This is a genomic window from Brevundimonas sp., assembly GCF_046293315.1.
In the GTDB taxonomy this organism is placed as follows: Bacteria; Pseudomonadota; Alphaproteobacteria; order Caulobacterales; family Caulobacteraceae; genus Brevundimonas.
On sequence record NZ_JBKBPF010000002.1, the window covers coordinates 196,544 to 211,212 of the forward strand.

The 14,669-nt window shown below is 67.6% G+C and carries 13 protein-coding genes; 8 read left to right on the top strand and 5 right to left on the bottom strand.

Annotated features, from left to right (window positions below; translation table 11 throughout):
• Window positions 1-230 precede the first annotated feature (230 nt).
• Window positions 231-755: a TIGR02281 family clan AA aspartic protease gene (locus ACK4SE_RS02775; RefSeq protein WP_409688452.1), complete on the top strand. Its 525-nt coding sequence runs from the start codon at window positions 231-233 to the stop codon at window positions 753-755.
• Here ACK4SE_RS02775 and ACK4SE_RS02780 read toward each other — a convergent pair.
• A complete protein-coding gene (locus ACK4SE_RS02780; RefSeq protein ID WP_409688454.1) occupies window positions 752-1,576 on the bottom strand; it encodes a sulfite exporter TauE/SafE family protein in 825 nt (274 codons plus the stop codon). The genes ACK4SE_RS02775 and ACK4SE_RS02780 overlap by 4 nt on opposite strands.
• Entirely contained in the window at window positions 1,573-2,601 is a 1,029-nt protein-coding gene (gene dusA, locus ACK4SE_RS02785; RefSeq protein ID WP_409688457.1) for a tRNA dihydrouridine(20/20a) synthase DusA, read from the bottom strand. The genes ACK4SE_RS02780 and dusA overlap by 4 nt, the downstream gene beginning before the upstream one ends.
• A gap of 241 nt (window positions 2,602-2,842) precedes the next feature.
• On the opposite strand from dusA, the gene ACK4SE_RS02790 reads away from it, so the two are divergent.
• Complete coding sequence (locus ACK4SE_RS02790; protein WP_409688460.1) at window positions 2,843-3,454, top strand: DUF4168 domain-containing protein; 612 nt, start codon at window positions 2,843-2,845, stop codon at window positions 3,452-3,454.
• 63 nt (window positions 3,455-3,517) lie between these two features.
• On the opposite strand, the gene ACK4SE_RS02795 is transcribed toward ACK4SE_RS02790, so the two are convergent.
• On the bottom strand, window positions 3,518-5,377 hold the full coding sequence (locus tag ACK4SE_RS02795) for a monovalent cation:proton antiporter-2 (CPA2) family protein (protein ID WP_409688463.1): 1,860 nt from the start codon (window positions 5,375-5,377) through the stop codon (window positions 3,518-3,520).
• Between the two features lie 135 nt (window positions 5,378-5,512).
• Here ACK4SE_RS02795 and ACK4SE_RS02800 point away from each other — a divergent pair, with 135 nt between their 5' ends.
• Together ACK4SE_RS02800 and ACK4SE_RS02805 are read left to right on the top strand one after the other, a co-directional pair.
• Entirely contained in the window at window positions 5,513-5,890 is a 378-nt protein-coding gene (locus ACK4SE_RS02800; RefSeq protein WP_409688466.1) for a hypothetical protein, read from the top strand.
• 436 nt (window positions 5,891-6,326) lie between these two features.
• Window positions 6,327-7,784: a vWA domain-containing protein gene (locus ACK4SE_RS02805; protein ID WP_409688469.1), complete on the top strand. Its 1,458-nt coding sequence runs from the start codon at window positions 6,327-6,329 to the stop codon at window positions 7,782-7,784.
• On the opposite strand, the gene ACK4SE_RS02810 is transcribed toward ACK4SE_RS02805, so the two are convergent.
• Window positions 7,781-8,167, bottom strand: coding sequence for a DUF805 domain-containing protein (locus ACK4SE_RS02810; RefSeq protein ID WP_409688472.1), 387 nt, complete (start codon window positions 8,165-8,167; stop codon window positions 7,781-7,783). The genes ACK4SE_RS02805 and ACK4SE_RS02810 overlap by 4 nt on opposite strands.
• A gap of 35 nt (window positions 8,168-8,202) precedes the next feature.
• A complete protein-coding gene (locus tag ACK4SE_RS02815) occupies window positions 8,203-10,197 on the bottom strand; it encodes an acetyl-CoA carboxylase biotin carboxylase subunit (RefSeq protein ID WP_409688474.1) in 1,995 nt (664 codons plus the stop codon).
• Window positions 10,198-10,364: 167 nt separating this feature from the next.
• Here ACK4SE_RS02815 and ACK4SE_RS02820 point away from each other — a divergent pair, with 167 nt between their 5' ends.
• The 4 genes from ACK4SE_RS02820 to pgeF all read left to right on the top strand — a co-directional run bounded on the left by ACK4SE_RS02820 (window position 10,365) and on the right by pgeF (window position 14,665).
• Window positions 10,365-11,852 (top strand): hypothetical protein, encoded by a 1,488-nt coding sequence (locus ACK4SE_RS02820; RefSeq protein ID WP_409688477.1) that lies wholly within the window; start codon window positions 10,365-10,367, stop codon window positions 11,850-11,852.
• 90 nt (window positions 11,853-11,942) lie between these two features.
• The gene (gene lgt / locus ACK4SE_RS02825) at window positions 11,943-12,815 is read left to right on the top strand and encodes a prolipoprotein diacylglyceryl transferase (protein WP_409688480.1); all 873 of its coding nucleotides are present in this window, start codon (window positions 11,943-11,945) and stop codon (window positions 12,813-12,815) included.
• Between the two features lie 4 nt (window positions 12,816-12,819).
• Entirely contained in the window at window positions 12,820-13,893 is a 1,074-nt protein-coding gene (locus ACK4SE_RS02830) for a class I SAM-dependent methyltransferase (protein ID WP_409688483.1), read from the top strand.
• A 1-nt stretch (window position 13,894) separates the two neighbouring features.
• Window positions 13,895-14,665 (top strand): peptidoglycan editing factor PgeF, encoded by a 771-nt coding sequence (gene pgeF / locus ACK4SE_RS02835; RefSeq protein WP_409688486.1) that lies wholly within the window; start codon window positions 13,895-13,897, stop codon window positions 14,663-14,665.
• The last annotated feature ends 4 nt before the right edge of the window (window positions 14,666-14,669 follow it).

The window sequence follows — 14,669 nt, forward strand, 5'->3', positions numbered from 1 at the left end:
GCATAGTGAATTGAATTTCATGAATACAATTTTATGACGCATTCTATTTTCGACTATTTTGAGGCAAACATGTACGGGCTGTAAGAACCATAGAACAGTCGTGATCAAGGTCGAAGGCGAGCGCGAGGCCGGTTCGGGAATTGTTCACCAATCCTCTTCATCAGAACCCAATCGCTTGAGGCGACACTGAGAGCGCGGGTCAGGTTCGCCCGCACAGTCAGCTCGAGCCCATGTCGTTTTCCGATCTTCAATCCGGCGTTCCCTTCGCCCTGGCGTTGTCGATAGCGGCGGCGCTCGGATACGGCGCAAGCCAGCTTCGGGATGCGGACAGCCTGCCCTTCACGCCCGCCCTGATGGCGACCGGCGCGCCGACACCCGCTGCGAGCGCTCGGCCGGCCCAGATCAGTCGCGCCGCCGACGGCCACTACTGGGCCGAAGCCGACATCAACGGCCGGGCTGTGCGGGTTCTGGTGGACACGGGCGCGACCGTGGTCGCCCTGACCCGTGACGACGCCCTGCGTCTGGGCTTCATGCTGGAATCCGATGACTTCGACCACACGGTGGTCACCGCCAATGGCGAGGGCCGCGCAGCGCGCATCGAACTGGCGCATGTGGCTGTCGCGGGCGCACGGGTCGAGCGGGTTCAGGCGCTGGTTGTGGAGCGGGGCTTGCCCGCGTCGCTGCTGGGCATGAGCTATCTGGGCCGGCTGTCGCGCATTGAGGCGACCCCCCAAAGCCTGACGCTTCGTCCCTAGAGCGCCTTTACGACCACCGAAATCGCGGTGGCCAGCAGGTAGACGGCGAACGCCTTCTTGAGCACGCGCCGGTCCAGGCGATGGGCTAGCCGCGCGCCGATGGGCGCCGTCAGGGCGGTCAGAAGGCCCATGATCGCAGCGGCCGGAACATTGACGTAGCCCAGGGATAGCGGCGGCCGTCCCTCCGCGCCCCATCCAAACACCGCGAAACCTAGGGCCGCCGCGGCGCCGATGGCCAGACCGAAACCCGAGGCAGTGGCCACCGCCTGATGGATGGGCCGTCCGCACAGCACCATGGTCATGCCGCCCAGACTGCCGCCGCCTATGCCCATCATGGCGGACAGCCCGCCGATCAGCGTGCCTGCGCCTCGCCGGCCCCAGCCGGTGGGCAGGTCGGACCTGAGGGTGATCCGCTCCGGCAGCAGGCCCATCTGGGCCGCCACCAGCAGCAGACAGGCGCCATAGACGATGGCCAGCCCCCCCATGGAGGTCACACCCGCAATCGCCGCACCCACAAGACCACCGAAGGCCACCCAGGGCGTCCAGGTGCGCAGCACCCTCTCGTCCACCGCGCCGTGCGCCCGGTGCGTGGCCAGCGACTTCCAGGAGGTGGCGACGATGGTCAGCAGGGAGGTGCCGATGGCCACATGCAGGTTGCTCTCACCGCCCACGCCTAGCACCGAGAAGGCATAGAACAGGGCGGGCACCAGCACCGTGCCGCCGCCGACGCCGAACAGGCCGCCGATCACCCCCGCCACGGCTCCGGCCCCGGCCAGAGCCGCCGCCATCAGCAGCAGGTCGGCGACCGGAAGGCCGTTCACGCGGCCTGTTCCGCGCGGGCGTCTCGCCTGGCCTCGGCTTCGCGCACGGCCTCGACGGCCTGATCCACAACCTCGAGCCCCGCATTTGGGCGGATCGACTCCACCGTCAGGATCCGGCGGAAGGTGCGCGCGCCCGGCCGCCCGTGCATCAGGCCCAGCATGTGCCGGGTCATGGCGGGCAGGTGCACGCCCTCCTCCAGCCGCGCTGCCATGTAGGGCCGGTACCGCACGATGGCGTCGAAGGGGTCCACGTCGGGCGAGTCCGCGCCGAACAGCCGCCGGTCCGCCTGTCCCAGCAGCACCGGCTCGTGATAGGCCGCGCGCCCCACCATGACGCCGTCCAGCGCGACGCCGTGCTCGTCCGGCGCCAGATGCGACTCGGCGGCGTCCAGATCGGACACGCCCCCGTTGATGACGACGGTCAGGTGCGGCCGTTCCCGCTTCAGGCGCCGGACCAGAGCGTAGTCAAGCGGCGGCACGTCGCGGTTCTCCTTGGGCGACAGCCCCTTCAGCCAGGCCTTGCGGGCATGGACGATGAAGGTCGTGACACCGACGGCCGCGCTGGCGTCCACAGTCGCAAACAGGCTTTCGTTAGGGTCCTGGCCGTCCACGCCGATGCGGCACTTTACGGTCGCAGGAAGGGTCACCGCCTCGCGGATCGCCGCCATGCAGTCGGCGACCAGCTCGGGCTCGCGCATCAGGCATGCCCCGAAACGACCGGACTGAACCCTGTCAGACGGGCAGCCAACGTTCAGATTGATCTCGTCATAGCCGAACATCTCGCCGATCCGGGCGGCCTCGGCCAACTGGTCGGGCTCGGACCCGCCCAGTTGCAGGGCCACGGGATGCTCGACCGGATTGTACCCCAGCAGGCGCTCGCGGTCGCCGTGAACCACCGCCGGCGCCGTGACCATTTCCGTATAGAGCAGGGCATGCCGGCTCAGGACACGATGAAGCGCCCGGCAGTGCCGGTCGGTCCAGTCCATCATAGGCGCGACGGAAAAACGGTGTGCGGGAAGCGTCACTTTGTTGAGGCGATCCTGGGGCGCTGGCGCGTGGAGGAACCCTACATAACGGGAAACGTGGGCGTTTTCACGCCGGCTTGGGCCCGATTACCGCCTTAGTTGCATGGACGGCTTCCGTCGGGGTACCCTCTGGTCCTCCCACTTCCCATTGATTCAACGCCACATTCACACGGGAAGTCGTGAACCTAGTTCGCGTTTGACGGTTCTCACTGAACCGAGTGGACAATTCGAAGGACAATTCATGCGTCTCAAGCTTATCGCCGCCGTTTCCTCCGCCGCCCTTTTCGCCGGAGCCGCCATGGCTCAGGAAGCCGACACCCAGGCTGGCGTCTCGGCGCAGGCCGAAGCCGCCGCCCCGGTCGCCGCGGGTGAACCGACCGATGCCGAATTGGCTGCCTTCGCTGGCGCCATGGAGCGTATGCAGACGGTCGCCCAGCAGGTTCAGGGCGGTCAGCCGACCCCCGAGCAGCAGGCTGAAATGGCCGCCGCTGTCGAAGCCTCGGGCCTCGAGATCGACCGTTTCAACACGATCTCTCAAGCGGTCTCGACCGATCCGGTGCTTCAGGCCCGCATCGGCGTGGCGTCCACCACCCCGTCCGCGGCCGGTTCCGTCGGCGCCGGCGTGACCGACGCAGAGGCCGGCCAGTTCGCCGCCGCGATGACGGCCGTGCAACCGATCGCCCAGGCTCTGAACGGCGCAGCCCCTAGCGCTGAACAGCAAGCCCAGATGGCATCCGCCATTGAATCCTCCGGCCTGACGCTGGAACGTTTCAACGAAATCTCCGGCGCCATTGGACAAGACCAGCACCTTCAGGCCCGTGTAGGCCTGGCGGCGGCGCAATCCGGTCAGTAATCAGGATCACACCCTGCGAAGACAGAACGGCGCTCCTTCTGGGGCGCCGTTTTTCGTTGAGCCTCAGGCGGGCGAGTCCTCGTCCTCCAGCACGTCGGCGGTCTCCTCGCTGAGCGGCCTGGCCTCGCGCTTCGGCGGCACATAGGGCGCGGGCTGGGGCGTTACCGCATTGCCACGCATCAGGGACCGACCCGCCGTCAGACCGCCGGTGATCTGGGCTTCGAATCGCTGCTCGTCGCGGCGGCGCACATCGTCCAGGGTTTCCGTCACGCCGCGCTCGTCCAGGCCCATGTCGGCCAGCACCTGACCGCCGAATTTCAGGGCGGATTCGAAGGTCTCTCGCAGCTCGTAGTCCACACCCGCCTTGACCAGCCGCAGCGAATGGCCCCGGTCGAAGGCGCGGACATACAGCCGCGTCAGGGGGAATTCCGCCTTGACCAGCTCGACGATGTGATCGGCGACCTCGGGCTTGTCCACGCACACCAGAACCGCCTCGGCGGTCCCCGCCCCTGACGCGTGCAGCACGTCCAGCCGCGCCCCGTCGCCGTAGTAGACCTTGAAACCGAAATTACCCGCGGCCTGGATCATCTCCACATCGTTCTCGATGATCGACACATCCACGTCGCGGGCCAGCAGCGGCTGGCTGACCACCTGGGCGAACCGGCCGAAGCCGATGATCAGCACCCGCCCGTGCAGGTCGTCGGCCCGGTCCACGCCGTCCGCGTCATCGGGCGACAGGCCCTTTTCATCGGGCAGGAAGAACCGGGTGACGATCAGGGTGACCACGGGCGTCAGGGCCATGGACAGGATCACCACCGCCGTCATCACCGCGCTGGTGCGCCCGTCGAATACCCCGGCGGTCAGGGCCGCAGCATACAGCACGAAGGCGAACTCGCCCCCTTGAGCGAACAAGGCCGCCCGCTCCAGCGCCTCGCGGTGTCTGGCCTTGAACACGCGCGCGATGGCGTAGATCGCGACGCCCTTCACGGCCATGAAGGCGACCACCGCCCCGGCGATCAGGATCCAGTCCGACGCCACCACGGCCAGATCCAGCGCCATGCCGACGCTGAGGAAGAACAGGCCGAGCAGGATGCCCCGGAACGGCTCGATGTCCGCCTCCAGCTGATGGCGGAAGGTGGAGTCCGACAGCAGCACCCCGGCCAGGAACGCGCCCATGGCCATGGACAGCCCGCCCACCTGCATGAACAGGGCGGCCCCCAGCACCACCAGCAGGGCCGCGGCCGTCATCACCTCGCGCGCGCCGCTGTTGGCCAGGATCCGGAACAGCGGGTTCAGCAGATAGCGCCCTGCCCCCACCAGGGCCGCGATGGCCAGAAGCCCGATCAGCACCGCCTGCCAGACCGGGCGCGCCGCTTCGCCGGAGTCCGTGCCCATGGCCGCCCCCATGAAGGCGACCAGCGCCAGCAGCGGCACGATGGCCAGATCCTCCAGCAACAGGATCGAGACCGCCCTCTGCCCCTGCGGCTCCATCCGCTCGCCGCGTTCGTCCAGCATCTGCATGATGACGGCCGTGGACGACAGCACGAAGCCGCAGGCGCCGATCAGCGCCACGGCGGGCGCAAAGCCGAACGCTATGCCGACCCCCGTGAGCAGCAGGGCGCAAGCGGCCACCTGGGCCGCGCCGAGGCCGAAAATCTCCCGCCTCAAGCTCCACAACCGTGAGGGGCGCATCTCCAGGCCGATGATGAACAACAGCATCACCACACCCAGCTCAGCCACGTGCAGGATGGTCATGGGATCGTCGAACAGGCCCAGCCCGAACGGACCGATCAGAAGCCCGGCGGCCAGATATCCCAGCACCGAACCCAGACCCAGCTTGCGGAAGAGCGGCGCCGCCACCACCGCCGCGCCCAGCAGAACCACCGCGTGGCCCAGCTCCATTCCCGTCGATGCGTCCGCCATCTGATCCCCCTTGTCGCGGGGCCAATATAGGCTTCCAGCTCTGCCGCCACGAGCCTTGATCGGCGGGAAATCACCGAGCGAGGCCCTTCTTACCGAAGATCGATAACCGTGCTATATTTCATAGGGCAGGTGAACATGACCTTCATCGAACTGACTCACGCGGATGGGCATCGCATCATCCTTAGCCTGGATGAGATCGCGCAGATTGCCCCTTTGGGTGGCGATGAGCAGCGCGGCTGCGCCGTCACTCTCAAGCGCAGGGGTGCAGAACCGACGCCTCGCCACATCCGGGTGAGGGAACGGATTTCAACCTTTTCCGCTTCACTTCGGCCTCTGCGTCCCCGGACACGGGCCGAATTCAGGATCAGCTTGACCCTGCAGTTGCCCGAAGGTCGGCAATCGATCGAGAGCATCCAGGCCCCTGCTGTTCCGCGCCCGACCCGCCTGGCCGCGGTCGCACGCCCTCGGCTTTCCTCACGCGGCGAAGCGCTGGACGCGGCCAACCGATCGTAGCCATCGGATTCCATCTGGATAATTCGCCACAGTTTCGACCAATCTTGGCTTGCGTGATGGACGCACAGGGGTTGATCGGGAGCTTTCCATGTTTGGATCAAAGACGTTCAGGGCCGGGGTCAGTCTGGCCGCCAGTCTCGGGATGGTGACGATGGCTGGGGCGCAGCCGGCCCCGCAGGGGACGTCCCACCGGCCGGGGGACGGTGCGCCGACCCGGGCAGCCTGCGCCGCTCTGGGTTTTGAAATCTACAAGGAGCCGGTAAATGTCCGGTCGCGGTTTCCGACGCCGCCTGTACAAGCGACCGGGAACCAGCACCGTCACGAATACTCGGGCCCGCCCGTGGTCGCCCCAGGTTCTCCGCCTCCGCCTCCGCCTCCACCTCCGCCGCCTCCGGCGCCGCCGCCGCCCGTCGGTGCGGCTTCGCCACAGGAAGTCGTGGTCACAGGTTCTCGCATCGCACCCGGCCCGGTGATCGCCGGCACGCCCGAAACCTATCCCCAGGCCACGCCCAATGCAGTGCGCCGGACGATGGATGAGCCGGTCTCGACCTTTTCCATCGACGTGGATACGGCAAGCTATTCCAACGTCCGCCGCTTCATAAATGACGGCATGTCGCCGCCCGTCGACGCCGTGCGCGTCGAGGAGATGATCAACTATTTCGACTACGGCTACGTTCAGCCTGACAGCGCCGATGAGCCCTTCGCGGTCACCACCGCTGTGGTGGACTCGCCCTGGGCCGAGGGTCGCCGGATCGTCCATGTGGGCCTTCAAGGGTATGAACTGCCCGAGGATCAGCGCCGCCCGCTGAACCTGACCTTCCTGGTCGATGTATCCGGCTCCATGAACAGTCCGGACAAGCTGGAGCTGGCCCAGCGGTCCATGAACCTGATCATCGATCGGCTGCGGCCCCAGGACACGGTGGCCGTGACCTATTACGCCCAGGGCGCCGGCACGACGCTGCAGGCCACGCCGGGTACGGACAAGCTGCGCATCCGCTGTGCGGTTGAAAGCCTGCGCGCCTATGGCGGCACCGCCGGGGCCACGGGCATGACCAACGCCTATGATCAGGCGCGGGTGAACTACGCTGTCGACCGGGTGAACCGCATCCTCATGTTCACCGATGGCGACTTCAACGTGGGTGTCACCGACAACCGCTCCATCGAGGAGTACGTGTCACTGCAGCGCGACAGCGGCATCTATCTGTCGGTGTACGGCTTCGGACGTGGCAATTATCAGGACACCCGCATGCAGACCATTTCCCAGGCGGGCAACGGCACGGCGGCCTATGTGGACAGTCTGAACGAGGCCCGGCGCCTGTTCGGCCCGGCCTTCGACCGGGGCGCCTTCCCCATCGCCGATGACGTGAAAATCCAGGTGGAGTTCAACCCCGCCCATGTCGCCGAATGGCGGCTGATCGGCTACGAGACGCGCTTGCTGGATGAAGCCGACTTCAACAATGATGCGGTGGATGCGGGCGAGGTGGGCTCGGGGGCCTCGGTGACGGCGCTGTATGAAATCACGCCGGTCGGCGGTCCGACCCAGCTGTCGGAGCGGCGCTATGACACCCGCCAGGCGCCGCGCACAACATCCGAAGAACTGGCCTTCGTCCAGGTGCGCTACAAGCTGCCGGGTGAGGCCGAGTCGGTGCTGATGCAGACGCCGGTGTCCGGTCCGGCCTCGGCTTCCGCGCCGGAAAGCACACGGTGGGCGCTGGCCGTCGCAGCCTTCGGCCAGCGCCTGCGCCGCGATCCGTGGCTCGGCGCCGGCTACGGCTGGGACCAGGTGCTGGAGCTGGCCCAGGGCGCACGAGGCGATGATCCCTATGGCGAGCGCGCCGCGTTCGTTCAGATAATCCGGGCGGCGTCCGACCTGCCGCCGCGCGACAGGCCCTAGGACGCGGGCGTCGTTGGAACGTTAAGGGGCGGACCATGCCGGTTCGCCCCTTCCTCGCCTTGCATCCAGCCCAGTTCCACTGTGGCCCAAAGCACGACCGCCAGCCCTGCCACCCCGATCAGGCTGTCGGGGTACGGCCAGATGAAGTTGAATCCGATCACGACGCCCCCCGCCCACCAGCCGCTACGGCCCCGGTCATGCAGCCGTTTGGCCAGTACGCAGACCGCCGCGTAGACCCAGACCGGATAGACCACCCAGCCCAACGGCACATGCCACCACTGTCCCACCGCCATCAGCTGAAACAGCGCAAGCAGAGCGATCAGCATGATCACACCGACGATGAACGGCCGCCGGTCGATCCGCCCCTTCGGAGCCAGGAACAAGGTTCCAATATCTACGCCAGAGGCGAAACGGCGCACTATTCGAATTCCACCAGCTCGTCGTCGGCGGCCACGCTGTCGCCAGTGGCGGCGCTGACCGTCTTGACCGTTCCGTCGTGTTCGGCGCGCAGGATATTTTGCATCTTCATGGCCTCGATCACCGCCACGGCCTCGCCAGACTGGACCGCCTGGCCCGGCTTCACATTGATGGAAACCACCAGCCCCGGCATGGGCGACTGAATCAGTTTGGAGGTGTCGGCCGCTTGCTTCTCGGGCAGGCGAGCGTAGAGGTCGGCGATGTGGGGAGCCAGAATCCTCACCCGCGCCTTCGAGGCCCGCCAGCGGATGTCGAAGCCGTCCGGTGCGCGCTTCACCTCGGCGGTGAATGGCCGGCCTTCCTCAGGACCATTGGCGAGCACCGCCCGGAACTGGGCCAGGCCGGGACGCCAGTCGATGTCGGTCAGGGTCAGGGTGTGGTCCCCGTCCAGATCAATCACCAGGCTCTCGTCATCGTCATAACCGACCATGATCCCCTGGCGTTCGCAGCCGATCAGGACGGCCCATTCGAACCGGTCAGAGGGATCGCCCGACTGTTCGGCGAGGATTTCGTTCATGGCCGCGGCCGCCGCGATCATCACGTCGCGCCCGAAATCCGCTACCGGCAGGCCGTCGAAGCCATCGGGAAACTCGTCCTTGATGTAGCTGGTGGACAGCACGCCGGACCGGAACCGTTCCTGCTCCATCACCGCCGCCAGGAAGGGGACGTTGTGGCCGACGCCTTCCAGATGGGTGTCCTCAAGCGCCCGGCCCATGCCGTCGATGGCGCCCTCGCGGGTCGGGGCCCAGGCGCACAGCTTGGCGATCATGGGGTCGTAGAACATGCTGATCTCGTCGCCCTCGCGGACCCCGGAATCATTGCGGACCACATAGCCGTCCTGCTCACCCTCGTCGGGCTGGTCGTAGCGCACCAGCCGGCCGATGGAGGGCAGGAAGCCGCGATAGGGATCCTCGGCGTAGATGCGGCTCTCGATGGCCCAGCCGTCGATCTTCAGATCCTTCTGGGTCAGGTTGAGTTTTTCGCCCCAGGCGGAGCGGATCATCTGTTCGACCAGATCGACGCCGGTGATCAATTCCGTCACCGGATGCTCCACCTGCAGGCGGGTGTTCATCTCCAGGAAGAAGAAGCTCCTGTCCTGCCCGGCCACGAACTCCACCGTGCCGGCCGAGTCATAGTTCACCGCCCTGGCCAGGGCGACAGCCTGGGCGCCCATGGCGGCGCGGGTGGCCTCGTCCAGCAGGGGCGACGGGGCCTCCTCGATGACCTTCTGGTTGCGGCGCTGGATTGAGCATTCCCGCTCGAACAGGTGGATGACGTTGCCGTGCTTGTCGCCCAGCACCTGAATCTCGATGTGGCGCGGGTCGATGATGAACTTCTCGAGGAAAACCCGGTCGTCGCCGAAGGCGTTCTTCGCCTCGGCCTTCACGGCGGCGAAGCCCTCCGCCATGTCAGCGTCGGAGTGGGCCACGCGGATTCCCTTGCCGCCGCCCCCGGCCGAGGCCTTGATCATGATGGGATAGCCGATCTCACGGGCGATCCTGACGGCCTCTTCCGGCGTTTCGATCAGTCCCATATGGCCCGGCACAGTGGAGACCCCCGCCTCGGCGGCCAGCTTCTTGGAGCTAATCTTGTCGCCCATGGCGTCGATAGCCTCGGGGTTGGGGCCGATGAAGGCGATGCCCTCGTCGCGCAGACGCCGGGCGAAGCCCGCGTTCTCGCTCAGGAAGCCGAAGCCCGGGTGAACGGCTTCCGCGCCGGTCTGGCGCACCGCCTCCACGATCTTGTCGGCCAGCAGATAGGACTGGTTCGCCGGCGCCGGGCCGATCAGCACCGCCTCGTCCGCCATCTCCACCGCCAGCGAGCCGGCGTCCGCCTCGGAATAGACCTGCACCGTCGCGATGCCCATGCGCCGGCAGGTCTTGATAATCCGGACCGCGATCTCGCCCCGGTTGGCGATGAGGATCTTGGAGAACATGCCGTGATGACTTCCCTGACGCGGTCTGTCGCCGCTCGCCGGGCTTCGCTTACGGCCCATGCCGGTCTGTGTAAACGTCCGCGGGTGTCCGTCCGGGGGTTGGCGAGCATGGGCTGATAGGGTTTAACACCCGTCATCTGTGCTTGAACTCACTCGGAGACACCGCCGTGAAAACCCTCCTCGCCACTGCAGCATCCGCCCTGGCTCTGACGGTCTCGGCCGGTGGGGCCGGAGCCCAGGACTGGCGCGCCGCCGCCGAACAGGATTTGACCGCCGCCCGCGAGGCGCTGAGCCAGAACCACCCGGCTGCGGTCATCGAAGCGCCCTCCAGCGCCCAGTTCCGCACCTGGCTGGACGAAGGCTATGCAGAAGCCCAGGGCAATCTGGGCCGGATCAACTCGCCCAACGCCTACGCCTATCTGCTGCGGGGCTACGGTTACGGCTTCCGCGACGCCAACATCAGCCTCAGCCCGACCTGGGCCGGTCGCCAGCCGTGGGACGCGGTGGCTTGGGCCAACTTCGCCACCGCGTGGCGCGACGGCGCCTATGTGGTGAGCTGGGTCAATCCAGCCGTGCGCCGCAACGTGCCGCAGGTGGGCTGGGTTCTGGACTCCTGCGACGGAACGCCGGCCGAGGAAATCGCCCAGCGCCGCCTGGACCGGTGGGAAGGTGACTTGTCGCTTGAAGCGCATCGCATCGAGACCGCTCCCTACCTGTTCTGGGACCGGGGCAACCCCATGGCCGGCGGCATGCCCGCCACGTGCCGGTTCACGGATGGTCGTCGCAACCGCAGTGTGAACATCGTGACCGACTTTGCCACGCCCGAACACCGCGAGGCCGCCTATCGCGCCTCGGTTTATGTACCGCCGTCAGTTCCGCTGGCGGTCGAGATGGTCGATGGCCTCGCGTGGGTGAACGTCCACACCTTGGCAGACGACGCCGACTGGGACGCCTTCCTGGCCCAGGTGGACGCCCAGCAATCGGCCATCCGCGGTGCTTCCGGGGTGGTGATCGACCTGCGCGGCGCGGATGGAACCTCGGCTTCGGCCGCCAGCTACGCCCTGCGCGCCGCGGCCCGCATCTGGACGCCGGAAATGATCGGTGCGGCCCAGCCGACCGGCGTCAATCTCGGCTACCGGGCTACACCCGCCAACCGTGAATGGTTTGCCCAGGCCCTGGCCCGTATGCAGGGCGACCCCGCGTTCGTGGCCAACAACCCGGCCACCATCGCCGAGACCCAGGCTGTGGTCGAAGCCTTCGATCAAGCCATCCAGGCCGGTCAGCAAACCTTCACCCGGCCGATCCCCGCGATGGGGGAGATAGAAACCGGCGCCAATCCTGTGCGCGGTAATGTGGTGGTGCTGGTAGACGGCGGCTGCTCAGGCGGCTGCCTGGACGCGGTGGATGTGCTGAAGGACCTGCCGAATGTGCGCCTGGCGGGCCAGACCACCAGCGCCGACACCCTGTTCATCGAACCGACCATCACCGCCCTGCCCTCGGGCTTCGGCCGCGTGGTCTATGGGCACAAGGCCTGGACCAACCGCGAGCGCGCCTCCAACGAGCCGCACACTCCGGGCCAGGGCCTGTCCTACACCGGCGATCCCACGGACGAGGCCGCCGTGCGCGTCTGGGTCGCGGGCCTGTTCGGCGGCTGACGCACGACAACCGGCCCGTCGCCTCAGATCAGGGGCGACGGGTCCGGCCGCGCTTGCTAAACGAGACCGGCAACCACCAGGGAGTCGCGCGTGGTCTTTCCGGAATTCGATCCAGTCCTGTTCCAGATTGGGCCTTTGCCCATCCGCTGGTACGCACTGGCCTATGTGGCCGGCATCGTTCTGGGCTGGCGCTATGCGGTCATGCTGTCGAAGCGGGACAGCCTTTGGACGCCGCGCACCCCTCCGGTCACCGGGCCTCAGATCGATGATCTGGTGCTGTGGGTGACGCTGGGCATCATCGGGGGCGGACGTCTGGGCTACGTCCTGTTCTACCGGCCCGATCTGCTCGGCCAGATCTTCACCGGCTCGGGCATCGGGGAGCGGCTCGAAATCCTTCAGGTGTGGACCGGTGGCATGTCGTTCCATGGCGGGCTAATCGGCGTCGCCATCGCCTTGTTCTTCTTCGCGCGCAGCCAGAAAATCAATCCCCTGTCCCTGGGCGACCTGATCGCGCCGGTGGCGCCCATCGGCCTGTTCTTCGGTCGCATCGCCAACTTCATCAACGGCGAGCTGTGGGGCCGCCCGACGGATAGCCCGCTGGGCGTCGTGTTCTGCAACGACCGTATCCTGCAGCTTTACGGCTATTGCCCTGCCGGTCTTGAACCCCGGCACGCCAGCCAACTGTATGAAGCCGCACTCGAGGGCCTGGTGCTGTTCGTGCTTCTGGCCCTTGCGGTCTGGAAATGGCGCCTGCTGGCCAAGCCCGGCTACGTCACCGGCATCTTCCTGCTGGGCTACGGCCTGTCGCGGGCGGTGCTGGAGACGGTGCGGGAGCCCGACACCCACATGCCGGACGCCCTGCAGGGCATGGTGACCATGGGCATGCTGCTGTCCATTCCCATGATGCTGATCGGCGCCTGGCTGATCTGGCGGGCCTGGAGCCGACCGCCCGCGCAAGGGTGATCCCATGCCGCTGATCGACCGCCTGCGGCGCGAGATCGCCCTGACCGGACCGATGACGGTGGCGGACTATGTAGCCCGCTGCCTGCATGATCCTGAAGACGGCTACTACGCCACCCGGCCGAACCTCGGGGCGCGGGGCGACTTCATCACCGCGCCCCTGGTCAGCCAGATGTTCGGCGAGTTGATCGGCCTGTGGGCGGTGGAGGTCTGGACCCGCCTCGGGGCGCCGGACCGCTTCCGGCTGGTGGAGGTCGGGCCGGGCGACGGAACCCTGATGGACGACGCCCTGCGCGCCGCCCGCCTGGCCCCCGCCTTTCTGGAGGCCTGCGATCTGGTCCTGATCGAGCCCAGCGCGCCGCTGCGCGAGGTTCAGGCCCGGCGCTTGTCCGACCACGACCGTCAGCCGCGCTGGGTCAAATCCCTGCATGCCATCGAGACCGACGCCCCCGTCATCCTGATCGCCAATGAGGTGCTGGACTGCCTGCCCGCGCGCCAGTTCATGCGTACCGCCACCGGCTGGGCCGAGCGGCGCGTGGGGCTGGACGACGCCGACGGCCTGACCTTCGGCCTGACCGCCCCCAGCGCCGGCTTCCACAAGCCCGCCTTCGACATCGCACCCGGTCAGATCTTCGAGATATCCGAGCAACAGGCCGCCTTCGGCCGCGACCTGGGCGCCCTGACCCGCGAGGCGTCCGGCGCCGCGCTACTGATCGACTACGGCCGCGACCGGCCCGGGCCCGGCGATACGCTTCAGGCCCTGAAGCGGCACGAGAAGGTCGATCCCCTGTCCACGCCGGGCGAGGCCGACCTGACCCAGTGGGCCGACTTCCCGGTGGTTCTGGAGGCCGCCGTGCGGTCCGGCGCCGACGTCACCGGCTGTCGCGGCCAGGGCGATTTCCTGCGCGCCCTGGGGGTCGAGACCCGCGCCCAGAGGCTGATGCAGCCCCGCCCCGACGCCGCGCCCGTGATCGAGCGCCAGTTGCGCCGCCTGACCGCGCCGGACCAGATGGGCGATCTGTTCAAGGCCGCCTGCGTGTTCGGCCCGAAGAGCCTGTCCATCCCCGGCTTCGAGGGCTGACATGGCCGAGTCCCTGACCCATCCCCTGCTGGACCGGCCCGGCGTCCGCCACGCCTTCTTCACCCGCAACGGCGGCGTCTCCACCGGCATCTACGACAGCCTGAACGTGGGCCTCGGCTCCCGCGATGACCCGCCGGCCGTGCGCGAGAACCGCCGCCGCTGCGCCGCCGTGTTCGGCGCCGGGGAGGGCCGCCTGTTCACCGCCTATCAGATCCACTCGACCCTCATTCGCGTGGCCGAGGCCCCGTGGGGCGATCAGAGGCCCGAGGGCGACGGCGTGGTGACTGATCGGCCCGGCCTGGTCTGCGGGGCCCTGACCGCTGACTGCGCGCCGATCCTGCTGGCCGACCCCCACGCCCGGGTCGTGGGCGCGGTGCACGCGGGCTGGAAGGGCGCCCTCAACGGCGTGGTCCACAGCGGCGTGGCGGCCATGCAGGCCATGGGCGCCATTCCCGAGCGCATTGTAGCCGTGGTCGGCCCCTGCATAGGGCCGGACAGCTATGAGGTGGGCGCCGACTTCCAGGACCGGTTCGAGCACCATGATCCCGGCGCCGGGCGCTTCTTCCGGCCGGGCGAGGTGGCCGACAAGCGCCTGTTCAACCTGCCCGGATTCATCCTGTGGCGGCTGGCCGAGGCAGGCGTCGCTCAAGCCGCCTGGACCGGACACGACACCTGCACCGACGAGGCGCGCTTCTTCTCCAACCGCCGGGCCTTCAAACGCGGAGAGCCGGACTTCGGCCGCCTGCTGTCTGCGATCACCCTGACCGACTGAGCGG